The sequence below is a fragment of the Streptomyces sp. NPDC042259 genome, from assembly GCF_055582085.1.
In genome coordinates this window covers 615610-641489 of sequence record NZ_JBVJDW010000002.1, presented here as the reverse complement: position 1 = coordinate 641489, position 25880 = coordinate 615610, and the positions used below count along the sequence as shown (strand labels likewise).

Genomic DNA, 25880 nt, shown 5'->3' with positions numbered 1-25880 from the left:
GGACCCGGCCACCATGGTGCGGCTGATCGGCCTCGGCGACTTCGTCCGCCCGGGCACCGTGCACGGCGGGACGACCCTGCGCGAGCTGGCCGGACGCGCCGGCGGCGCCGGCGTCGACCTCGGCCGGCTGGCGTACACGCTCCAGACCGGCCGGGAGCCCCTGGCCCACCGCTTCGCCGTCGTCGCGCGGTCGGCGGGAGAACTCACCGAGGCACTCGAGGCGTTCCTCGCCGGCCGGCCCGCCGGCCACACCGCCGTGGTGACCGCCGAACCCGGAACGGCCACCGTGCCCGCGCCGGCCGACCCCGACGGCGTGGCCCGCCGCTGGGTGGCGGGCGAGGTCTTCGACTGGGCGGCCGCCCACCAGGGTCCGGTGAGCCCGCTGTCCCTGCCCGGCTACCCGTTCGCCCGCACCCGCTGCTGGATCGACGCCGTCACCCCGGCCGCCCCGGCCCTGGCGACCGGCCCGGCCGGGACCGCCCGCCCGCGTCCCGCCCGCTCCCTCGACACCCTGCTGCGGCTGCTGGGCACGGTCAGCGGCTACCCGGTGACCGACCTCGACCCGGCCGGCTCCTTCCACGAACACGGCCTGGACTCGCTGAGCCTGATCCGCTTCGCCGACGACGTCGCGAACGCCTTCGGCGTGCCCGTCGGGCCCGACCAGCTGCTCGCCACGCCCACCCCGGCGGCGCTCGCCGAGTGGCTGGAACGGGAACACCCCGACGCCGTCGCCGCGGCGGCCCCGGCCGAGCCCGGCCCCGACCCGGCCCACCCCGCCTCGACCCACCCGGCCCCGGTCCGCCCCGCGGCGGACGCCCGGGCCGCCGACGACCCGGTCGTGATCGTCGGCATGGCGGGCACCCTGCCCGGCGCCCGGGACCTGGACGCGTTCTGGTCCGGCCTGCAGCGCGGCGGCGACCTGTTCACCGAGGTGCCCGAGGACCGCTGGGACAGCCGCGCGCACTACGGCGACCCGGCGCACCACCCCGACCGGACCCGGATCACCCGGGCCGGCTTCATGCCGGACATCGACCGCTTCGACCCGCTGTTCTTCGGCATCTCCCCGCGCGAGGCCCGGTGGATGGACCCCCGCCAGCGGCTGCTGCTGCGCACCGTGTGGACGGCACTGGAGGACGCGGGCATCGACCCGGCCGGCCTCGCCGGCACCGACACCGGACTGTTCGTCGGCGTCGGCTCGTCCGAGTACGCCGAACTGGTACAGCGCTCCGGCACGGCCACCGACGCGTACTCCTCGACCGGCCTGACCCCGTCCATGCTGGCCAACCGCGTCTCCTACCACCTGGACCTGCGCGGCCCCAGCGAACCCGTGGACACGGCCTGCTCCAGCTCGCTCGTGGCCCTGCACCGCGCGGCGGAGGCACTGCGGCTCGGCCACTGCGACACGGTGATCGCGGGCGGCGTCAGCCTCATGCTGTCGCCCCTGACCTTCGCCTCCCTCGAACGGGCGGGCATGCTCAGCCCCGACGGGGTGGGCCGGGCCTTCGACAAGGACGCCGCGGGATACGTACGCGGTGAGGGCGTCGGCGCCGTCGTGCTCAAGCGGCTCAGCCGCGCCCGCGCCGACGGCAACCCCGTCCTCGCCGTCCTGCGCGGCACCGCCGTCAACCACGGCGGCCGTTCCAACTCCCTGACCGCCCCCAACCCGCGCGCCCAGGCCGAGGTCATCGTGCGCGCCCACCGCGAGGCGGGCGTCGACCCGGCGACCATCGGCTACATCGAGACGCACGGCACCGGGACGGTCATCGGCGACCCCGCCGAGACCAACGGCCTGCGCCAGGCGTTCGCCGAGCTGTACCGCGACTGGGGCCACCCCGCACCGGCCGCCCCGCACTGCGCCCTCGGCGCGCTGAAGAACACCATCGGCCACCTCGAACCGGCGGCGGGCATCGCCGCGGTCCTGCGCGTGCTGCTGTCGATGCGCCACGGGCGCATCACCGGCGACCCGCACGGCCCGGAGCTGAACCCCCACCTCGCCCTGGAGGGAACGGCGTTCGAGATCGCGGTGGGCGGCCGTGACTGGGCGCCCGCCGCACCCGGCGTGCCACGCCGCGCCGGGGTCAGCTCGTTCGGCTACGGCGGCGTCAACGCCCACGTCGTGCTGGAGGAGTACCCGGCCGACGAGCCGGTACCGGCCGACGGCCCCGCCGTCTTCGCCCTCTCCGCCCGCGACCCGGAGCGGCTGCGCGCCTACGCGCGGGCGTTCGTCGACGCCTCGGACACCTGGGCGCACGACCTCGCCGGCACCGCCCACACGCTCCAGACCGGCCGCGCGGAACACGCCGAACGCCTGGCGTTCACCGCCGCGTCCGGTGCGCACGCGGTGGCCACCCTCCGGCGCTTCCTCGCCGGGGACACCTCCGGCATCCACCTCGGCCACGTCGACCGGCACGCCGACAGGTCGCCGTTCGACGGCCACGGCGACGAGGACACCGCCGCCGCCTGGGTCCGGGGCCGGGCGATCGACTGGTCCGCCCGGTGGCACCCGGCGCCGCGCCGGCGTTCCCTGCCCGCGTACCCCTTCGCCGCCGAACGGCACTGGTTCACCGACGGCGCCCCTGTGCCCGCCTCCGGTGACACGGCCGACCCGGTGCCCGTCCCCGATGACACCGCGCCCGTCAGCCTCTACACGGCCGCGTGGACGGCCGAACCCGTGCCGCCCGCCGCGCCGTTCACCGGCCGGGTGCTGGTCTTCGGCGACCTGCCGGTGCCCGGCGCCGTCCATGTGCGGCCCGGTTCCGCGTACGCCGACGACGGCTCCACCGTCACGATCCGCCCCGGCGAGGCGGAGGACTACGCCCGGCTGCTCGCCACCCCGGCCGACCGGATCGTGCACCAGTGGCCGCTGCTCGAACCGGACCGCGAGGACCTCGGCATCGCGTCGCTCTACCTGCTCGCCCAGGCCATGACGGTCTCCCGCGCCGCCACCCGGATCCAGGTCCTCGTGCCCGAGGGGGCCATGGCGGAGGCCTGGGGCGGCTTCGACACCTCGCTGCGCGCCGCCCTGCCCGGCACGGCCCTGGGCGTCGTCCGCGTCGCGGGCCGCGTCGGGACGGCCGCCCTGCTCGCCGAGGTCACGGCCGAACGGCTCACCTCGGCCGCGGTCCGGCTCTCGGCCACCGGCCGCACCGTACGCGCCCTGACGGAGGTCGCCGCGCTGCCCGCCGTCGCCACGCCGCTGCGCCCCGACGGCGTCCACCTGGTGACCGGCGGCACCGGCGGACTCGGCCTGCTGCTCGCCCGTACCCTGCTGGCGCGCGGCGCCCGGGTGGCCCTCACCGGCCGCTCGCCCGCCGCGGACCGCGCCCGGGAACTGGCCGGACTGCGCGCCCTCGGTGAGGTCGAGTACTTCCAGGCCTCCGTCACCGACCCCGCCGCCATGGCCGAGGTCGTGACGGCCGTCAAGGACCGGTGGGGCGCGCTGCACGGCGTCTTCCACCTCGCCGCGACGGCCTCACGGACGCCCCTGCCCGGCAAGGACGTCGCGGAGTTCCGCGCCCACCTGCGGGCCCGCTTCGAGGGCACCCGGGTGCTCGACGAGGTGACCCGTGACGAACCGCTGGAGGCGTTCGTCCTCTACTCGTCGCTGGCCGGCCAGCTCGGCGACTACGGACTCGTCGACTACGCCGTGGGCGCCCGCTTCCTCGACGGGTTCGCCGAGGAGCGCGAGAGACTGCGCTCGGCGGGCCGCCGCAGCGGCCGGACGGTCTCGATCGACTGGCCCATGTGGCGTGCCGGGGGCATGCACGTGGACCCCGAGGACGAGCGCCGCTACCTCGCCGGCACCGGCTTCCGCTACCTGGAGGCCGAGGAGGGCGAGCGCCTGCTCGACCTCGTCCTGCGCCTGGGGCACCCCCAGATCGCCGTGCTGCCGGGAGAGCCGGAGCGGATGCGCGAGCGGATCGAGGCCATGCGGATCCGGGAGAACGACCGCCAAGGCCGCCCGGACCCCGCACGCCCGGCGCCCCCGTCACCGTCGGCCGCACAGCCGCCCGTGCCGTCGGCCGCGCCACAGGCCGCCGGTGAACTGGCCGCCCGGCTGCGGACGATGGTCGCCGAGCTGCTCGGCCTGGCGCCCTCGGCCCTCGACCCGGAGGCCGGTTTCGGCGAGTACGGCCTGGACTCCTTCGGGCTCCAGTCCCTCTCCGTGGCCCTGGAGGAGACCTACGGCGTGACGGTGCCGACGACGACGCTGTTCGGCGCCAACACGGTCGACAAGCTCGCCCGGCACCTCCTGGCCGAACACCCCGCCCTGCTGGACACGGACGCGCCCCCGGCCACCCGGCCGGAAGCGGTGGCCGCCCCGGCACCCGCCCCCCAGGCACCCGCCGCCCCGGCTCCCTCGGCCTCCTCGGCCCCCGCGGATCCGGACGACGCCATCGCCATCATCGGCATGGCCGGCCGGTTCCCCGACTCCCCGGACGTGGAGGCGTTCTGGCGGAACCTCGCCGACGGCCGGGACCTGATCACCGAGACCCCCGCCGACCGGTGGGACTGGCAGGAGGTGTCCCGGCGCTTCGGCGGCACCGCCCGGTGGGGCGGCTTCCTCAGCGACGTCGACCGCTTCGACGCGCGGTTCTTCAAGATCTCGCCCGCCGAGGCCGAGGTCATGGACCCGCAGCACCGGCTGTTCCTCGAACAGACGTGGGCGGCGCTGGAGGACGCCGGCTGCCGACCGGACCGGCTCGCCGGCCGCCGGGTCTGCGTGTTCGCGGGCGTGCAGTTCAACGACTACGAGTCGATGGTCCTGCGCGGCGAACAGGTCAACCCGCACGCCGGCACCGGGCTGGCACGGACCATCCTGGCCAACCGCGTCTCCTACCTGCTCGACCTCAGGGGCCCGAGCGAGAGCATCGACACCGCCTGCTCCAGCTCCCTGGTGGCACTGCACCGCGCCGTCCGCGCCCTGCGCGACGGCGAGAGCGAACTGGCCATCGCCGGCGGCGTGAGCCTGGTGCTGACGCCGCAGACCGTCGTGGCCGGCAACCAGCTCGGCGTGCTCTCCCCGGACGGCCGCTGCAAGGCGCTCGACGCCCGGGCCGACGGCTACGTCAAGGGAGAGGGCGTGGGCGTCCTCGTCCTCAAGCCGCTCTCCCGCGCCCTCGCCGACGGCGACCGGGTGCACGCGGTGATCCGCGGCAGCGCCGTCAACCACGGCGGACACGCGTCCTCGCTGACCGCCCCCAACCCGCTCGCCCAGGCCGACCTGCTGGTCGACGCCTACCGGGACGCGGGCGTACCGGTCGAGACGGTCTCCTACACCGAACTCCACGGCACCGGCACCGCGCTCGGCGACCCGGTGGAGATCGACGGCCTCGCCCGCGCCCACCGGACCCTGGCCACCGGGCCCGCCACCGCGTGCGGCATCGGCACCGTCAAGAGCAACATCGGCCATCTGGAACCCGCCGCGGGCGTCGCCGGTGTGATCAAGGTGGTGCAGGCCATGCGCCACCGGACCCTGCCGCCGACGCTGCACCTGCGGACGCTCAACCCGCTGATCGACCTCACCGGCACCCCCTTCCGCCCGGTACGGGAGACGACCCCGTGGGCGCCCACGGACGCGAGCGGCGCGCCCCTGCCGCTGCGCGCCGGCGTCAGTTCCTTCGGCTTCGGCGGCGTCAACGCGCACATCGTCCTGGAGGAGGCACCCACCACGGCACCGACCGCCCCGGCACCGGCGGCCCGCGAGGTGTTCGTGCTGTCCGCCCGCGACGAGGACGCGCTGCGCCGCTACGCCGCGGCCACGGCCGCCTTCCTCGACGGGGAGACACCGCCGCTGTCCTCACTCGCGTACACCTCCCAGGTCGGCCGGATCCCCATGGCGGCCCGCCTCGCCGTCGTCACCGACTCGATCGACGACCTGCGCGCGCGGCTGACCGCCTTCGTCGACGGCGACGGTGCCGGCGACCGGGGCGGTGCGGACGGCGACCACGCGTGGCTGTCCGAGCCGGAAGGCGCCAGTTACCTGGCCCGCCTGATCCGTGAGGGAAACCTCGACCGGATCGCGCGCCTGTGGCAGGGCGGCGCCGACATCGACTGGAGCGCCCTGCGCTCCGACCGCCCGCCGCTCACGTCCCTGCCCACCTACCCGTTCGCCCGCGAACGGCACTGGCTCACCGCCGGTGACGCCCCCGAGGCACCGGGGGAGCGGCAGGACACCTCGCTGCTGCTGGTGAAGGACTGGGAGGCCGCGCCGCTGCCCCAGGGCGACCTGCCGGACCGGCTCATGGTGCTCGTCAGCGCCGAGACCGAGCCCGTCGCCACGGCGGCGTTCGGCCCCGCCGCCACCGTGGTCCGGCTGGACGGTGACGCCGACGACGCCACCCTCGCGCGGATCGCGGAGTCGGCACGCCACATGGCCGCCGTCGTCGACATGGTCGACATGTCGGCCACGCCGGTCACGGTGCCGGAGGCCGACTGGCCCCGGATCGCGCTGCTGCGCGAGCTGGTCACCGCGAACCGGACCCGCGGCTTCGGCTACCTGCACCTGACCCATGGCCTGACCACGTTCCGGGCCGAGCGGCCGACGCTGCGCGGCGCCGCGTTCGCCGGCCTCGTCCGGATGCTCACGGCCGAGTACCGCGGCGTGTTCGCCCGCACCCTCGACCTCGACACCCTTGCGCCTGACGCGGTGCGGGCGGCGGTCACCGCCGAACTCGCCGCCTCCGACCCGGTGACCGAGGCCTGTGTACGGGCGGGCACACGGCACCGGCCGGTGCTGCGCCCGGCCGAGCCGGTCACGCCGTCCGCCGACTGGTCGGCGGACCTGGCCGGCCGTACGGTCGTCGTCACCGGCGGGACGGGCGCCCTGGGCCGGCTGGTCGCGGCCCGGCTCATCGAGCGGGGAGCCGACCGGCTCGTCCTGCTCGGCCGTTCCCCGCTGCCCGCCCGCGACGCGTGGCCCGCGCTCCTCGCCGACCCCGGCACCGACCCGGCGCTGGCGGCGCGGCTGCGCGACCTCACGGCACTGAGCCGCCCGGGCGTGCGGATCGCGGTGGAGACCGCCCCGCTGGAGCGCGTCGGCGAGGTCCTGGACCGCGCCCGGCGCGAGCTGGGCCCGATCGCCGGGATCGTGCACTGCGCCGGGCTCGGGGTGATGCGCGACCCGGCCTTCATCGGCAAGCGGACCGAGGACATCCAGCGGGTGCTGGAGCCGAAGACGGCCGGCCTCCAGGCCGTTCTGGACGGTTGCGCGGACGATCCGCTGCGGTTCGTCGTGCTGTACTCGTCCGTCGCCGGCCAGGTGCCCGCGCTGGCGGTGGGCATGAGCGACTACGCGCTCGCCAACTCCGTACTGGACCGGGTCGCCGAGTACCGGGCCGCCACCGGTGACGTCGTCGTCAGGTCGGTGCAGTGGCCGAGCTGGCGCTCGGCCGGCATGCCCGAGGTCGACACCCCGGCGTACCGGGACCTCGGTCTGCGGACCCTCGACCCGGAAGCGGCGCTGGACCTGCTGGACCGGGCGATGACCGGGAGTGACCCGGTGGTGCTGCCGTGCGTCGTGGACGCCGGCACGTTCGACGCCGGCGCGCTGCTCGCGGTACCCGCCCCCGGCCGCCGCGACGACGCGCCGGCCGCCTCCGCCCCGGCGGAAGCGACGCGCGCCGTCCCGGCCGGGGACGGCCTCGTGCGGCGGGTGACCGAGGTGATCGCCTCGACGCTCCGGCTGGACCCCGCCCGGGTCGGCCCGGACGAGGACTTCGCCGACCTGGGCGTGGACTCCATCATGGTCGCCCAGATCCTCGCCGCGCTGGAACGGGAACTCGGCGTCGTCGCGGAGCCGTCGGCGGTGCTCGAGAACCCGACCGTGACGCTCCTCGCCAAGGCTCTGCGGGACCAGGTGCCGGAGGCTGCGTTCCCGGCCCTCACCCCGCCCGTGGCCGGTAGCCCGGCCGCGCCGGCCGGTACCCACCCGGCCGCGACGGCCGGTACTCCGACCCCGGCTCCGGGCGGTAATCCGGCTACGCCGGCCGGCGCCCCGGCCCCGGCCGGCACCCCGGCCATGCCGGCCGGTACTCCGGCCACCGTGGCGGTCGCGGAAGCGACCGGACGGGCCGGAACCGCCGCCGCGGCGCCGACGTTCGCGTCCGGAGCGTCCGTGGCCAAGGACGGCATCGCCGTCATCGGCATGGCCGCTCACTTCCCCGGCGCCCCCGACCACCGGGCGTTCTGGCGGAACCTGCTCTCCGGGACGGACTCGGTGACCGAGGTGCCGCCGTCCCGCTGGGACCCGGACCGGTTCTGGCGGCCCGAACCGCGGCCCGGCACCACCGTCAGCAAGTGGGGCGGCTTCCTCGACGGCATCGAGGACTTCGACCCGGACCACTTCCGGCTCGACCCGGCCGGCGCCCCCTACGTCGACCCCCTGGTGCGCCAGGTCCTGGAGACCGGCGCGGAGTGCCTGGCCGACGCCGGGCTCACCCCCGAGCAGGTCGCGGGCGGCCGCGTGGGGGTCTTCGCGGGCTCCCGGGCGGCGAACTTCGGTGCGCACCACGGCACCGCGGGCCCGCACTCGATCAGCGGGATGGCGCAGAACTTCATCGCCGCGCAGCTCTCCCACTACCTCGACCTGCGCGGACCGGCCGTCGTCGTCGACACGGCCTGCTCCAGCGCGCTCGTCGCGGTGCACCTGGCCACGCACAGCCTGCGTACCGGGGAGTCGGACCTGGCGTTCGCCGCCGGCGTCGACATCCTTCTCGACGAGGTGCCGTTCGTCGGCATGAGCGGGGCGGGCGCGCTGTCCCCGACCGGCCGCTGCCACACCTTCGACGAACGGGCCGACGGCATCGTCCTCGGCGAGGGCGCCGGCATGCTGCTGCTCAAGCGCCTGTCCGACGCGGTGCGCGACGGCGACCGCGTCTACGCGGTCATCGAGGGCAGCGCGGTGAACAACGACGGCCGCACCATGGGCATCACGACGCCGAAGCCGAGCGCGCAGCGGCAGGTGATCGAGGCCGCCTGGGCGGACGCCGGAGTCACCCCGGCGCAGATCGGGTACGTGGAGGCGCACGGCACCGGCACCATGATCGGTGACCCGATGGAGCTGAAGGCGCTGACGGAGGCGTTCCGCGGCTCCACCGACGAGATCGGCTTCTGTGGCGTCGGCAGTGTGAAGACCAACATCGGACACACCCTCAGCGCGGCCGGCATGGCCGGACTGATCAAGGTCGTGCTGTCGGTCCACCACGCGCAGTTGCCGCCGACCCTGCACTGCCAGACCCTCAACCGGCGCTTCCGGTTCGAGGAGTCGCCGTTGTTCCCCGTGCGGGAGGCGCGGCCGTTCACCGGCCGCGACGGAACCCGCCGGGGCGCGGTCAGCTCCTTCGGGTTCGGCGGCACCAACGCGCACATGGTGGTGCGCCAGGCCCCCGACGACCACGTGCCGTCCCGCGAGCCCCTGGAGGCGCCGCGCTACCGGCGGCGGCGGTTCTGGTTCGACGCGCCGGCGCCCGCGCCGACGTCCGTACCCGTGCCGACGCCCACGGAAGCCGGACCCCCCGTGGTGACGGACCCGCCCGAGCCGTTCTTCGAGCTCGAGTTCTCGACTGTGCCGGAAGGAAAGAAATGAACGCGTTGGACGGCCTGACCTGCACCGTGGTGGTGCGGGGGACCGACCCGGTGCTGCGCGACCACAGGGTGCACGGCACGCGCATCCTGCCCGGCGTGTCGTTCCTCGACATGATCTACCGGATCCTGCGCGCACGCGGGGTCGACACCGCCGGGGTGGAGCTGCGCCGCGTGCTGTTCCGCAACCCGGTGGCGGCCGGACCGGACTTCGACACCGAGTTGCGGGTGGGGTTCACCGCGGACGGTGACGGCTACCGGGTGTCGGTCACCGGCACCCGCCGCCCGTCCGGGGAGACCGAACCGGTGCTGGACTGCCGGCTGCTGCTGGACGTGCCCTTCCCCGTGGAGACCGTCGACCTGGCCGCCCTGCGCGCCCGGACGCCGCACCCCGCGGACATGGCGGACCTGTACGCGCTCGTACGGCGGACCGGCATCGAGCACGGTGACTTCATGCGGGCCCGCGGCACCCTGCACGTCGGGGACGGGGAGCTGCTGGCGGACCTGTCGCTGAGCCCGCAGGCCGCCGCGTACGCCGACTACTTCCATCTGCACCCGGCCGCGCTGGACTCCTCCACGCTGCTGCCGACACAGTTCGCCCCGTCCGGGGTCGGTGCGGCCGCGCGCCCGTACATCCCGATGCTCATCGAGTCGTTCCGGGCCCGGCGGCCGATCGGGGCGCGCACCCTGGTGCACGCCACCCCGCCCCGGCCGGCCGGCCCGGACGGCGACCTGACCACGTGTGACTTCCGGTTCCTCGACACCGACGGCGGTGTCCTGCTGTGGTTCAGGGGGCTCACCTCCAAGCGGGTACGCGGCGAGGACGCCATCACCCGGCTGGACGCCGCGCCGCGCCCGCGGCGGTCGGCCGAGACCGTGGTGCGCGCGCTGCTCGCCGAGCACCTTGAGACGGCGGACTTCGACGAGGAGGCGGGGTTCTACGAACTGGGCCTCGACTCCACCGGTCTGCTCGGCATCGCGGCCGACCTGGAACGGGCGTACGGCACCGATTTCTCGCCCACGCTGCTGTTCGAGCACAACACCTTCGCGTCCCTCGTCGAACACCTCGGGGACTACCGGCTGCCCGACGACGAGCGGGTCACCACCTCGGCCCGGCCCACCGAGGCCGTGGCCCCGGCCCCGGTCCCGGCCGAAAGCGCGGCCCCGGAAGAACCGCCCACCGAGGTCGTCTGGTTCGCGCCCCACTGGCGGGCCGCGCCGCTGCCGACGGCCCCGGCCCCGGCCTCCGTGCTGACCGTCGACGCCTCGACCCCGCGCGACTGGCCGGCCCTGCTCGCGGCGACCAACGCCTCGGACGTCCTCTGGACCCCGGCCGACCCGCAGGACCTGGAAGCGGAGGCGGTCGACCTGACCGCCTTCGCGGCGGCCCTGCTGCGCACGCGCAGGAGCCCGGTCCGCGTCGTCTGCCACCTGCCGGCCGACGCGCCGGCCGCGGCGGTCACGGGCCTGTTCCGCACGCTCCGCATGGAACAGCCGGGCGTGCGGGCCGCCGTGGTGTGCTCGCCGCACGCGGCCGACGCCCTGGCGGAACTCGCGGCCGGCGCACCCGACGTGGACGTCCGGTACGAGGCGGGGGAGCGCCGGGTGCGCGACGTGCGGCCGGTGCCCGCACCGGAGGCACCGGCGCGGCTGCGCGAGCGCGGCGTCTACCTGATCACGGGCGGGCTCGGCGGGGTCGGCCTCGCCCTGGCCCGGCACCTGGCGCGGACCGTGCGGGCCCGGCTGGTGCTCTGCGGACGGACGGCGACCCCGTCGTCGGTGACCGCCGAACTGACCGCCCTCGGGGCCGAGGTCACCGTCGTCGCGGCGGACGTCACCCGTGCCGAGGACGTCCGCCGCGCGGTCGACCACGCGCTGTCCGCCTTCGGCGCGCTGCACGGGGTGGTGCACGCCGCCGGCGTGCTGCGCGACGGACTGATCGCGGGCAAGAGCGCGGAGGACGTGCGCGCGGTGCTGGCGCCCAAGGTCGCCGGGGCCCGCCATCTGTACGAGGCCACCCGGCATCTCGGGCTGGACTTCCTGGTGCTCTGCTCCTCCACGGCCGCCGCCTGGGGCAACCGGGGCCAGGCCGACTACGCCTGCGCCAACGCCTTCCTCGACGGCTTCGCGGAAGGCAAGCCGGGCGTCGTCTCGGTCGGCTGGCCCGGCTGGGCGGACGGCGGCATGCCGCTCGACGCCGGCGCCCTGCGGACCATGGGGCTGAAGGCCATGGACACCCCCACGGCGGTGGACATCATGCTGCGGGCCGCGGGCAGCGGCCGGCCGCACCTGGTCGCCCTGGTGGGCTCGGCGGCCACGATCACCGACCGGTTCGCCCCGGCGACCGCCGAACCCGCCGCGCCCGCCGAACCTGTCACGGCCATCGAACCCGCCGCACCCGCCGAGCCCGTCACCGCCCCGGTGGCCGTCGCGGCCCCGGTGCGCGAGGGGGCCGACGAGGACGACGCGATCGCCATCGTGGGGATCAGCGGGCGCTACCCCATGGCCCGTGGTGTCGACGAGTTCTGGGCGAACCTCCGGGACGGCCGCGACTGCGTCACCGAGGTGCCCGCCGACCGCTGGGACCACGACGCCATCCACAGCGACACCAAGGGCGTGCCCGGCCGTTCGTACGGCCGGTGGGGCGGATTCGTCGACGGCATCGACGAGTTCGACGCCGCGTTCTTCCACATCTCGCCGAACGAGGCCGCCGTACTGGACCCCCAGGAGCGGCTGTTCCTCCAGGAGGCGTGGCACGCCTTCGAGGAGGCGGGGCACGCGCCCTCGTCCTGGCGCGGACGCTCCGTCGGAGTGTTCGCCGGCGTGATGTACAACCAGTACCAACTGCACGGCGTCCGAACCGAACCCGGCTTCGTCCCGTCGTCGTTCAGCGCGTCGATAGCCAACCGCGTCTCGTTCTTCCTCGACCTGAAGGGGCCGAGCATCGCGCTCGACACCATGTGCTCGTCGTCGCTGACGGCACTCCACCTCGCCGTCGAGGCGATCCGGCACGGGGCGTGCGAGGCGGCCCTGGCGGGCGGCGTCAACCTGCACGTCCACCCCAACAAGTACCTGCTGCTCAGCCAGTCGTCCTTCCTGTCCACCGACGGCCGCTGCCGGGCCTTCGGCGAGGGCGGGGACGGCTACGTGCCCGGGGAGGGCGTCGGCGTGGTGCTGCTGCGGCCGCTGCGCGACGCGCTGCGCGACGGCGACCACGTGCACGCCGTCATCCGCGGCACGGTGCTCAACCACGGCGGCCACACCGGTGGCTTCTCCGTGCCCAACCCGGCGTCACAGGCCGCACTCGTGGGGACCTCGCTGACGGCGGCGGGCGTCGACCCGGCCGACCTCGGCTACCTCGAAGCGCACGGCACCGGCACCAGCCTGGGCGACCCGATCGAGATCGCCGCACTGGAACGGGCCTTCGACGAGGTGGGGGCGGGCCCCGGCCCGTGGCCCATCGGCTCCGTCAAGTCCAACATCGGCCACCTGGAGTCGGCGGCGGGCATCGCCGCCCTCACCAAGGTCGTGCTGCAGATGCGGCACGGCGCGCTGGTCCCGTCCCTGCACGCCGAGACCCTCAACCCCGGTGTGGACTGGGCCGCCTCACGGTTCCGGGTGCAGCGCGCCACCGAACCCTGGACCCCGCGCGACGGCGTGCCGCGCACCGCGGCGATCAGCTCCTTCGGGGCCGGCGGCGCCAACGCGCACGTGGTGCTGAGCGAGTACCGCGCCCCGGACGACGCCGCCCCACAGCCGGCGCGGCCCCGGCTGTTCGTGCTCTCGGCCAAGGACGCCGCCCGGCTGGACGAGACGGTCGCGGAGCTGCTCGCCCACCTGGAGCGGGCCGGCGACGCCGCCCCCGCCGGCGTGCCGGCCGCCTTGGAGGAGATCCTTACCGAGGTCGTGGGCTTCCCCGCCGACCCCCGCGAACCACTGGCCGAACTCGGCCTGGACTACCCGCGGCTGGCCGAGCTGGCCCAGCGCGTCGAGGAGGCGTTCGGCGTCCGGCTGCCCGTCGACGGGGGGACCACCCCGGCCGCTCTGGCGGCCGGGCTCGCCGCGGCCGTCCCGCCCGTGGACCCGGCGGCACTGGCCTTCACGCTCTGGGCCGGACGCGATCACCTCGACGAGCGGCTCGCCGTCGTCGCCACCACCACGGCCGAGTTCGCCGAGGCCCTGCGCACCGGGACCGGCTGCCACCGCGGCCGACGCCGCCGCTCGGCCGCACCGGTCTCCGGAAACGACCCGCACACCCTGGCCCGGGCCTGGGTCGAGGGGGCGGACATCACCGTCCCCGCCCCCGACCGCCCCCGCCGGCTCTCCCTGCCCGGCTACCCGTTCGCCCGCGAACGGCACTGGATCGACACCGCCCCGGCCCCGCTGCCCGCCCAGTCGGCGGCCCTGCCCGCGCCGACCGGGCCGACCGGGCCGGTCGAGCCGGCCGCGCCCGCCGCACTGGCCGACCTGGTCGAGCTGCCCGACCGGCACGTGTTCACCACCCGGGTCTCCACGGCCGACCGGCCCTGGCTGGCCGACCACACCGTGGACGGCACCGTGCTCGTACCGGGGACGTACTTCGTCGACCTGGCCCTGCACGCCGGAGCCCGGCTCGACTGCCCCCGGGTGGCCGAACTCGTGACCCACACCCCCCTGCCGTCGCACGACGCGGACCTGCGCCTCGTCGTCGGCCCGCCCTCGGCGGACGGCCGCCGGGACTTCGAGCTGCACGCCCGCCCCACGGCGGGCACCACCTGGACCGCCCATGTGACGGGCGCCCTGGCCCCCGCCACCGAGGACACCCCGAGCACACCGCCGCTGCCCGGGGACGCCGAGGAAGTGGACGTCACCCGGCTCTACGAGACCCTCTCCGGTTACGGGCCCGCCTTCCGGGGCCTGCGCCGCGCCTGGCGCACCGCCGACGCGGTCTACGCCGACGTGGCCGTACCCGGCGGGGACGCCGGCCCCCACGGGCTGCACCCGGTGCTGCTCGACGCCGCCCTGCACACCGTGGCCCTCACCTCCACCCTCGACGGCGACCGCCCCTACCTGCCCTTCGCCTGGTCCGGGGTGCGCCTGCACACCCCCGGCGCGACCACCGCCCGGGTACGGGTGGCGCACCTCAAGGACGACACGGTCGAGGTGCGGCTCACCGACGCGACCGGCGCCCCCGTGGCGTCCGTCGACTCGGTCGTCCTGCGCCGGGCGGGCGCCCCCGCCGACCCGCTCCACATGCTCGCGTGGGTGCCCGTCGACACCCCCGAACCGGACCCGCACGCGCGCTACGCGGTGCTCGGCCCGGACCCCGACGGGGTCGCCGACGCGCTGACGGCCTCCGGGGCCGAGGTGGTCCGGGCGTCCGACCTGTCCGAGCTGTCCGGTCCGGCGGACGCGCCGCCGGTGGTGGTCCTGCCCGTCACGGCCGACGGCCCGCCGGCCGCCGCCGCCCACGCCCTCACCGGCCGGGTGCTCGGCCACCTCCAGGAGTGGCTGGCCGACGAACGCCACGCGGCCGCCCGGCTGGTCCTCCTCACCACCACCCCCGGCCCGGCCACCGCCGCGGCCTGGGGCCTGGTGGGCTCCGCCCAGTCCGAACACCCCGGGCGGTTCACGCTCGTCGAGGCGGACGGCCTGCTCGACCTGCCCCGGGCGCTGGGCTCCGACGAGCCCCGGCTGTCGCTGCGCGACGGGCGGGTGCTGGGCGCCCGGCTGGTCCGCACCCCGGCCACCGCCGCCCCGGCCGAGCCGCGACGGCACGGCACGGTCCTCGTCACCGGCGCGAGCGGCGCCCTCGCCGGGCCCGTGGTGCGCCACCTCGTGGAGCGCCACGGCGTGCGGGACGTGCTGCTGGTCAGCCGCAGCGGCCGCCGCCCGGCGGGCCTGGCCGGGCTGGACGCCCGCATCGAGACCGCCGCGTGCGACGTGGCCGACCGCACCGCCCTCGCCGCGCTGCTGGCCGGCCGGACGGTGACGATGGCGGTCCACGCCGCGGGAGTCCTCGACGACGGGGTCGTCACCGCCCTCGACACCGAGCGCCTCGCCCGGGTGCTGCGGCCCAAGATCGATGGCGCGATGAACCTCCACGAACTGCTGCCGGACGCCGAACTGGTGCTGTTCTCCTCGGTGGCGGGCGTGCTGGGCGGCCCCGGCCAGGGCAACTACGCCGCGGCCAACGCCTTCCTCGACGCCCTTGCCCGGCACCGCGCCGAGACCGGCCGGCGGGCCGTGTCGGTGGCCTGGGGGCCGTGGGCGCACGAGGACGGGATGGCCGCCGACCGCGACCGGCTCGCGCGCGGCGGCATCGAGCCGCTGCCGACCGACGCCGGGCTGCGGCTGTTCGACGCCGCCCTCACCGGCGGGCACCCGGCCATCACCGCCGTGCGGTTCGGCCCCGGCCGGGCCGCCGTCGTCCCGCACGTGCTGCGCGGTCTCCTCGCACCGGAACCCGCCGCCGCCCCCGCCGCCGACCCGGGGCTCGCGGGCCTTCGCCCCGACGAGCGGCGGGCCAGGCTGTCCGCGCTGGTGCGGGGCCAGGCCGCGGCCGTGCTCGGCTACCCGGGCGCCGCCGCGATCCCCTCCGACCGCTCGTTCCAGGAACTCGGCTTCGACTCGCTCAGCTCCATCGAGTTCCGCAACCGGCTCGGCGCGGCCCTGGGAATGCCCCTGGAGGCCACGCTCGTGTTCGACCACCCCACCCCCGCCGACCTGGTCGCCCACCTCGACGAGCGGTTCGCCGACGCGCCGGACGCCGACGGCCCGCCGTCCCCGCTCGCCGCCTTCGACCGCCTCGCCACCGCGCTCGCCGAGGCGACCGAGGACCTGGACGACACGGCCCGCGCACACGCCGTGGAACGCGTCCGCGACCTGCTGGAGCGCCTGGCACCCCCCACCGTGCCCGACACCCTCACCCCCTACGAGACGGCGACCGACGACGAGGTCTTCGCCCTGATCGACGCCGAACTCGGCAGCCCGCTGCCGCGACTGGAGGACCGCGACCGATGACCAACGAGGACAAGCTCCGCGACTACCTGCGGCGGGTCACCGCGGAACTCCAGTCGACACGCCGGAAGCTGCGTGACGTCGAGGAGCGGTCCGCCGAACCGATCGCGATCGTCGGCATGGCGTGCCACTACCCCGGCGGCGTCGCGTCGCCCGAAGACCTCTGGACGCTCGTCGCCGAGGGCCGCGACGGGATCACCCCGTCCCCGGGCGACCGGGGATGGAATTTGGACGCCCTCTACCACCCCGACCCCGACCACCCGGGCACGACCACCGTCCGCGAGGGCGGCTTCCTGCACGGCGCGGCCGAGTTCGACGCGGGATTCTTCGGCATCTCACCGAAGGAGGCCCTCCACACCGACCCCCAGCAGCGGCTGATCCTCCAGACGTCCTGGGAAGCCGTCGAGCGGGCGGGCCTGGACCCGAGCGGCCTGCGCGAGAGCCGCACCGGCGTGTTCACCGGCGTCATGCACCACGACTACCCCGGCGCCCAGGGGGCGGGCAGCGTCGTCTCCGGACGGGTGGCCTACCAGCTCGGCCTGCGTGGCCCCGCCATCACGGTGGACACCGCCTGTTCCTCGTCGCTGGTCGCCCTGCACCTGGCCGTGCGGGCACTGCGCCGCGGCGAATGCGAGCTGGCCCTCGTCGGCGGTGCCACGGTGATGGCCACCCCCACCGGCTTCATCGAGTTCAGCCGGCAACGCGGCCTGGCACCCGACGGCCGGTGCAAGCCGTTCGCCGCCGCCGCCGACGGCACCGCCTGGTCCGAGGGCGTGGGCGTGCTCGTCGTCGAGCGCCTCTCGACGGCACTGGCCGCGGGCCACCGGGTCCTGGCCGTCGTCCGTGGCACCGCCGTCAACTCCGACGGCGCCAGCAACGGGCTCACCGCCCCCAACGGCCCCGCCCAGCAGCGCGTCATCCGGGAGGCCCTGGCCGACGCCGGCCTCGCCCCCGACGAGGTCGACGCGGTGGAGGCGCACGGCACCGGCACCCCGCTCGGCGACCCCGTGGAAGCGCAGGCCGTGCTCGCCGTGTACGGCAAGGAGCGGCAGCGGCCGCTGCGACTGGGGTCGGTCAAGGCCAACCTCGGCCACACCCAGGCGGCCGCGGGCGTCGCCGGGATCATCAAGACGGTCATGGCCATGCGGCACGGAGTGCTGCCCCGCACCCCGCACCTCGACGCCCCCACCCCGTACGTGGACTGGTCGGCGGGCGCCGTGGAACTCCTGACCGACGACGTGCCGTGGCCCGCCGGCCACGGTCCCCGGCGCGCGGCCGTGTCCTCCTTCGGCGTCAGCGGCACCAACGCCCACGTCGTCCTGGAGGAGCCGCCCGCCCCGGAGGCCGGGCAGGACACGGAGGACGGACCGGCGCACGACGCGCGGGGACCGTGGGCCTGGCCCCTGTCCGGCCGGTCGGCCGCCGGGCTGCGCGCCCAGGCAGCCGCCCTCGCCGGCTTCCTCGCCGACCGCCCCGCCCTCCACCCCCGCGACGTGGCCTACTCCCTGGCCACCACCCGCGCCGCACACGAGCACCGCGCCGTCGTCCTCGGCACCGACCGCTCCGAACTCACCGCGGCCCTGGCCGAACTCGCCGCGGGCCGGCCGTCACCCGCCGTGATGGAGGGCACCACCGGCCCGTCGGGCCCGGTGGCCTTCCTCTTCCCCGGCCAGGGCTCGCAGTGGCGGGACATGGCCGTGCGCCTGCTGGAGACCAACGAGGTCTTCCGCGAGCGGATAGCCGCGTGCGAAGCCGCGCTCGCGCCGCACGTCGACTTCGAGCTGACGGCCGTCCTGCGCGGCGAAGGCGACCTCGACCGCGTCGACGTCGTCCAGCCCGCCCTGTTCGCGGTCATGGTCGCCCTCGCCGACGTCTGGCGTTCGCTCGGCATCCGGCCCGCCGCCGTCGCCGGCCACAGCCAGGGCGAGATAGCCGCCGCCTGCGTGGCCGGGGCCCTGACCCTCCCCGACGCCGCCCGCGTCGTCGCCCTGCGCAGCCGGGCCCTGACGGCCATCGCGGGCCGCGGCGGCATGATGTCCGTCGCGCTGCCCGCCGACGACGCCCGCGAGCGGCTGCGCCGCTGGGACGGCCGGCTGTCGCTGGCCGCGGTCAACGGCGCGACCTCGGTCGTCGTCTCCGGCGACCCCGACGCGCTCGACGAACTCCTCGCCGCCTGCGAGGAGGACGGCGTGCGGGCCCGGCGCGTCGACGTCGACTACGCCTCGCACAGCGCCCACGTCGAAGCCGTCCGCGACCAGGTGCTGGAAGCCCTCGCCCCGGTGCGCCCGCGCGCCCCCGAGATCCCCTTCTTCTCCTCCGTGGAAGGCCGCTGGATCGACGGCTCGGACGGGGACACCGCCTTCGACGCCGACTACTGGTACCGCAACCTGCGCGAGACCGTGCGCTTCGACGAAGCCGTCACCGCCCTCGTCGAACGCGACTGCGCCACCCTGCTGGAAGTCAGCCCGCACCCCGTGGTCACCGGCGGCGCACAGGAGACCATCGACTCCCTCGGCACCGACACCACCGTCACCCACACGCTGCGCCGCGACGAGGGCGGCCCCGAACAACTGCTCAACGCCCTCGCCCGGCTGCACGTGCGGGGGGTGCGGCCCGACTGGTCCGCGGTGTGGCCCGGTGCCCGCCGTATCGAGCTGCCCACCACCGCGTTCGTCACCGCGCCGTACTGGCTGCGCACCGGCACCGGCACCGGCGACGCCACCGCGCTGGGACTGGACAACGTCGACCACCCCGTCCTGCGCGCCGCCCTGCCGGGCGCCGAGGGGGTGGTGCTGACCGGGGCCCTGACCCTCGCCGCCCACCCCTGGCTCGCCGACCACACCGTGGAGGGGCATGTCGTCCTGCCCGGCGCGGCCCTGGCGGAACTGGTCTCCAGGGCGGGTGACGAGGCCGGCTGCGCGGCCGTCGACCAGCTCACCCTGCTCAGCCCCGTCGTCCTCGACGCCGACGCCGACGTCCGGCTGCGCGTCGTCATCACCGGCCCGGGCCAGGGCGGCTCCCGCGGACTGACCCTGCACGCCCGCACCGGGTCCGGCCACTGGACCACGCACGCCACCGCCGTCCTGCTGCCCACCGGCGACGCACCACCGGCGGCACCCGCCACCTGGCCGCCGTCCGACGCGCAACCCCTCGACGTCGAGGCGCTGTACGCCCGGCTGGCCGAAGCGGGCCTGGCATACGGCCCGGCCTTCCGCGGCGTACGGGCACTGTGGCGGGGCCGCGACGGCGACCTGTACGCCGAAGTCACCCTGCCCAGCGGCGGATCCGAGGGGGCCGACGGCTTCACCCTGCACCCGGCCCTGCTCGACGCGTGCCTGCACCCGGTGGCACTCGGGGGCTTCCTCACCCCTGAACACGGCCGCCCCTCGCTGCCCTTCGAGTGGCAGGGCCTGCGCGTCCACGCCGTCGGCGCCGACACCGTCCGGGTGACGCTCTCCGCCGCCGGCCCCGACGCCGTCCGCCTCGCCCTCACCGACCCCTCCGGGGCCCCGGTCGCGTCGGTGGACACGCTGGTGCTCCGCGAACTCCCGGCGGGCGCCCTGACCCGGCCGGACCGCGGCGACCTCCTGCGCCTCGCGCAGGTGCCCCGCCCCCTGCCCGACGTCTCCCCGGGCGACCACCCGGACTACGCCGTCCAGGACGCGGACCTCGCCCTGCTGCTGAAGCGGCGGCCCACCCGGGACACCGCGCCCTATGTGCTGGTCCCCGCCCCGGCCGGCGACCCGGCCGACGCGGTACGCGCCGCCCTCGCCCTCGTCCACGACTGGGTGGCGGACGACCAGGACGCCCGGCACCCGGCCCCGACGCTCGTCGTGGTCACCCGCCGGGTGCGCGACGACGTGGCGGAGGCCGCCGTCGCCGGTCTCCTGCGGTCCGCCCAGCTCGAACACCCCGGCCGTTTCCTGCTGCTGGACCTGGCCGACACCGAGGACGCCACCCTCGCCGCGCTCCCCGCCGCGCTCGCCACGGGCGAACCGCAGATCACCCTGGCGTCCGGCGCCGCGAGCGTGCCGCGACTGCTCCGCGCCGCCCCGGCCACGGCCGAGCCCGGCGACCTCGGCACGACCCTCGTGACCGGGGCGTCCGGGACACTGGGCGGGCTCGTCGCCCGTCACCTCGTCCACACCCTCGGGGTACGGGAGTTGGTCCTCGCCAGCCGGCGCGGACCCCAGGCACCCGGCATGAGCGAACTCACCGAGGAGCTGACCGGGGCCGGCGCGACCGTACGGGCCGTCGCCTGCGACGTCGCCGACCGCACCGCCCTGGCGGAGCTGGTCGACGGAGCCGGCTTCACCACCGTCGTGCACGCCGCAGGCGCCCTCGACGACGGCCTGGTGACCGACCTGACACCCGAGCGGCTCCCACGCGTGCTGCGGCCGAAGCTCGACGCCGCACGACACCTGCACGAACTGCTCCCCGACGCCCGGCTGGTGCTGTTCTCGTCCGCCGTCGGCGTGCTCGGCGGTCTCGGACAGGCCAACTACGCCGCCGCCAACGCCGGACTCGACGCCCTGGCCCGGCAGCGCCACGCCCAGGGGCTGCCCGGCGTCGCACTGGCCTGGGGCCTGTGGGACGCCACCAGCGAGATGACGGAAGGAGCCGACCGGGCCCGCTTCGGCCGCTCCGGCTTCCCGCCGCTGCCGACCGCCGACGCCCTGGCCGCGCTGGACGCCGCCCTGGCCTGTGACGAGCCGGTACTCGCCCCCATCCGGCTCGACCCGGCCGCCCTACGGGCCCAGGGGGAGGCCGTGCCCGTCCCGCTCCGCGACCTCCTCGGCGCGCCCTCCCGCCGCACCGCCACCCCCGGGGGACCGGTCGCCGACTCCGAACTGGCCGGCCGCCTTGCCGGGAAGAGCGGTCCCGAACGGCAGCGCATCCTGCTCGACCTGGTCGTCGGGCACACCGCCGCGGTACTCGGGCACACCTCACCGGACCTGGTCGACCCCGACCAGGCCTTCAAGGACGCGGGGTTCGGCTCGCTCAGCGCCGTCGAACTGCGCAACCGCCTCGCCGGCGCCACCGGTCTGCGGCTGCCGGCCACCTTGGTCTTCAGCCACCCCAGCCCGGCCGCGCTGACCTGCCACCTCGACGAACTGCTCGCGGGCGCGGCCCCGGCGGCGGCCCCGGCCCCCGCCACGGCCGACCCAGCTGACGCCGACGACCCGGTCGTCCTCGTCGGCATCGGATGCCGGATCCCCGGCGGCGTCCGCGGCCCCGAGGACCTCTGGGACATGCTGGTCGCCGAACGCGACGGCATCGGCCCGTTCCCCGACGACCGGGGCTGGCCGCTGGAGCGCCTCTACGACCCCGACCCCACGGCGGCCGGCAGCTCCTACACCCGGCACGGCGGCTTCCTGACCGACGCCACCGCGTTCGACGCGGCGTTCTTCGGGGTGGCGCCGCGCGAGGCCCTCGCCATGGACCCGCAGCAGCGTCTCCTGCTGGAGACGGTCTGGGAAGCGTGCGAGGACGCCGGGATCGACCCCGCCACCCTGCGGGGCACCCGGACCGGCGTGTACGTGGGCGCCATGTACCAGGACTACGGCCGTCTCCTGGAGAGCGCCGCCGCCGAGGGCTTCCTCGCCCCCGGCGTCGGCGGCGGCGTGCTGTCCGGCCGGGTGGCCTACACCTACGGGCTGGAGGGCCCGACCGTCACCGTCGACACGGCGTGCTCGTCGTCGCTGACCGCACTGCACCTCGCCGCCCAGGCGGTACGGGCGGGGGAGTGCGACCTCGCGCTCGCCGGCGGGGTGACGGTGCTCTCCACACCCGCGGCGTTCGTGGAGTTCAGCGCCCAGCGCGGACTGGCCGTCGACGGCCGCTGCAAACCCTTCGCGGCCGCCGCCGACGGCACCGCGCTGGGCGAGGGCGTCGGCGTGGTCCTCGTGGAGCGCCTGTCCCGCGCCCGCGCCCAGGGACACGAGGTCCTGGCCGTGCTGCGCGCCAGCGCCCTGAACTCCGACGGGGCGAGCAACGGCCTCACGGCACCCAACGGCCGTGCCCAGGAGCGGGTGATGCGCGCGGCCCTCGCCGCCGGCGGTCTGCTCCCCACCGACGTGCACGCCGTCGAGGCACACGGCACGGGCACGGCGCTCGGCGACCCGATCGAGGCACAGGCCGTCCTCGCGGTCTACGGCCAGGACCGGCCGGCGCCGCTGCGGCTCGGCTCGCTCAAGTCCAACGTGGGCCACATCCAGGCGGCCGCCGGTATCGCGGGCGTCATCAAGGCCGTGCTCTCCATCCGGCACGGGTTGCTGCCGCGCAGCCTGCACATCGACGAACCCTCCCCGCACGTCGACTGGAGCACGGGCGACGTCGCCCTGCTCACCTCGGCGGAGCCCTGGCCGGAACTCCCCGGACCGCGGCGCATGGGGGTGTCCTCCTTCGGTATCAGCGGCACCAACGTGCACGTGGTCATCGAGCAGGCGCCACCGGTGGAGACGCCCCGGGCGATGCCCGCCCTGGAAGGCGCGCCGTGGCTGCTGTCGGCCCGCTCCGAGGAGGCGCTCCGCGCGCAGGCGCGGCGGCTGCTGGAGGCGGACACCGGTGACAGCGCCGCGGTGGCGCGGGCCCTGGCCACCACCCGCTCCGCCCACCGGCACCGGGCCGTGGTGTCCGGTGCCGACGAAGAGCGCATGCGGGCGGCCCTGACGGCCCTGGCCGAGGACCGCGCGGCCGACGGTCTGCGGCGGGCGGGCGCGAGCACGCAGCGGCTGGCACTGCTGTTCACCGGCCAGGGCAGCCAACTGCCGGGAATGGGCAGGGGGCTGTACGAGACGTTCCCCGTCTACGCGCGGGCCTTCGACGAGGTGGCCGCGCACTTCGCGCTGGAAACAGGGCTGCGGGAGGTGGTGTTCGAGCGGGAGGACCTGCTGGACCGCACCGAGTACACCCAGCCGGCGCTGTTCGCCCTCCAGGTGGCCCAGTTCAGGCTGCTGTCGTCCTGGGGCGTCGTGCCCGAGGCCCTCGTCGGTCACTCCATCGGTGAGCTGTCGGCGGCCTGTGTCTCCGGTCTGCTGCCCCTCGCCGACGCCGCCGCGCTGGTGGCGGCGCGCGGCCGCGCCCTGGGCGCCCTGCCCGCCGGAGGGGCGATGGTGTCGGTGCGGGCCCCGGAGGAGGACGTGCTCGCCGTGCTGGACGGCCGGGCCGGCCAGGTGGCGATCGCGGCCGTCAACGGCCCCCGGGCGGTCGTGCTGTCCGGTGACGAGGACGCGGTGCTCGCGGCGGCCGGGGAACTGGCGGACCGCGGCCACCGCACCCGCCGGCTGCGGGTGGGCGTCGCGTTCCACTCGCCCCATGTCGACCCGGCGCTCGCCGACTTCCGGGCGGTCGCCGAGACCGTGCGGTTCGGGCGGGCCCGTATTCCCGTCGTCTCCACCGTCCGCACCGACCGGCCCATGGACACGCCCGAGTACTGGGTGGACCAGTTGCGCGGCGCGGTCCGTTTCGCCGACGCCGTCGGGCAGGCGCGCGAGGCCGGCGCCACGGCCTTCCTGGAGGTGGGCCCCGACGCCGTGCTCGCCCCGGCCGCCGAGGCGTGCCTGCCGGACGCCCCGGTCCGTCCCCTCTCCCTGCTGCGGCGCGGCCGCGACGACGTGCGCACCGCTACCGAGGCCCTGGGGATCCTGCACACGCACGGGGTGGACGTCGACTGGAAGGCCGTCCACGCTGGCCGGCCGACACACCGGGTGCCGCTGCCGAAGTACCCCTTCCGCGACCGGCGTTACTGGCCCGAGGCCGCGGCTCCGCAGCCCGGCCCCGCCCCGGCGACGGCACCGGCGACCGTACCGGCGGCGACCGTGCCGGTGACGGACCCGACGCTCGGCCCGTTCTGGTCGGCCGTCGACGACGCCGACGTCACCACCGCCCTCGGCCTGCTGGACCTGCGGGGCGACGAGACACCGGCCCAGGTGCTCGCGGCCCTCGGCCGGCTGCGGTGCGGCGGGCCCGCCCCGGTCATGGAACGGGCCCGCTGGCGACCGGTGCCGGACGCTTCCGCTCCGGTCCTCGCGCGCGATGTGCTGCTGCTCGCCCCCGCCGGGGGAGACGAGGACCTGGCGGACGCGATCGCCGGTGTCCTGGTCCGGCACGGTGCCCGGGTCCGGTCCGGCGGCGGGGAGCGGCCCGACCTCGTGGTCGCGCTGCCCGGTGCCGAACCGGTCGCCGCACCCGGTGTGCCCCGCTGGGTGCTCACCGAAGGCGGCACGGCGGTGCCCGACTGCGAGCACGTCGTGACCCTGCCGCGGGGGATCGACGCCCGCGCCAGGGCCCGGCTCTGCGCGGCGATCGCCGACGGGCACCGGGAGACGCTGATCCAGGCGGACGGCATGTCCGTGCGCGTCTACGAGCCGGTCACCCCGGCCGGCCGGTGGCGTCCCGAGGGTGACGTCCTGGTGGCCGGCCCCTCGGACGCGCTGACCGAGGCGACGGTCGACGCCGTACTGCGGGCCGGTGCCCGCTGCCTGGTGGCCGGGGGCGTGGCCTGCCCGCCCGGAGCCGTCAAGTTCGGTGCCGCCGGGGAGCCGGTACGGCTCACGGCGGCGATCGTCCGCCCCGGCACGGGCTTCGACGACGTCGAGGCGCCCCTGGTGGCCTTCGTGTCCGTGGGCGACCGGGTGGACGCGGCCCCCCGCGAAGCCGACGGGAGCGGCCGTGCCGTGCGCGTCGTGGCCGTCGACCCCGGCCTCGACCCGCGTACGGCCGTGCTCGGGCTGTGCCGGGCCATGGCCGCCGACGAGCCGGCCGTGCGTCTCCTCGCCCCGGCCGCCGCCACGCCGGAGACGGCGGCACCGCCCGTCGCCGGACCGCCGGCGGAAGCGGCACCGGCTGAATCGGCACCGGCCGAGGAGGTGCCGACCGAGGTGGCACCGAGCGATGAGACAGCGATCGAAGAGGCACCGACCGAAGAGGCACCGGCCGACGTGACGCCGGCGGACGGCCTCGCGGACGCCGGACCCGGCCGGGAGGACCGCGCGGGCCAGGATGCGGAGCTGAGGGCGACGCTGGCCGGGCTGCCGCGCGACCGCTGGGCGGAAGCCGTCCTGAGCGGGGTGCGGACGCTCGCGGCCGCCGTCCTGGGATACGAGTCCGCCACCGAGATCGGCGCCGAGGACGAGTTCTTCGACCTCGGCCTGACCTCGGTCACCGCACTGGAACTACGCGACCACCTCACCACGCTGACCGGTCTGGACTGGGCGGCCGACGTGCTCTACGAGTGCCCGACGCCGCGCGTGCTGACGGACCTCGTGGTCGAGCGGCTGACGGAGGAGGCGGAGTGA

3 protein-coding genes (1 of these 3 running past the window's edge) are annotated in these 25880 nt (G+C 76.3%); all 3 read left to right on the top strand.

Translation table 11 applies throughout. The annotated features are described in order from the left end of the window. Tightly spaced (each overlapping or abutting the next), the 3 genes in view from ACZ6MA_RS07375 to ACZ6MA_RS07365 form a layout consistent with a single transcriptional unit that may run on beyond the window. Window positions 1–9586, top strand: the 3' portion of a protein-coding gene (locus ACZ6MA_RS07375; RefSeq protein ID WP_469431800.1) for an L-histidine N(alpha)-methyltransferase. Its footprint begins 9902 nt before the window's first position; the window shows 9586 of its 19488 coding nt (coding positions 9903–19488); the start codon falls outside the window, past its left edge; its stop codon occupies window positions 9584–9586. Beyond that, entirely contained in the window at window positions 9583–16584 is a 7002-nt protein-coding gene (locus tag ACZ6MA_RS07370; protein WP_469431799.1) for an SDR family NAD(P)-dependent oxidoreductase, read from the top strand. Before ACZ6MA_RS07375 ends, ACZ6MA_RS07370 begins: the two co-directional genes overlap by 4 nt. Beyond that, window positions 16581–25880, top strand: a complete 9300-nt coding sequence (locus tag ACZ6MA_RS07365; protein WP_469431797.1) for an SDR family NAD(P)-dependent oxidoreductase — start codon at window positions 16581–16583, stop codon at window positions 25878–25880. Before ACZ6MA_RS07370 ends, ACZ6MA_RS07365 begins: the two co-directional genes overlap by 4 nt.

Bases quoted from the DNA above. Each gene is read 5' to 3' on its own strand.
- ACZ6MA_RS07365 (WP_469431797.1), top strand. From the start codon at position 16,581: ATGACCAACGAGGACAAGCTCCGCGACTACCTGCGGCGGGTCACCGCG.
- ACZ6MA_RS07370 (WP_469431799.1), top strand. From the start codon at position 9,583: ATGAACGCGTTGGACGGCCTGACCTGCACCGTGGTGGTGCGGGGGACC.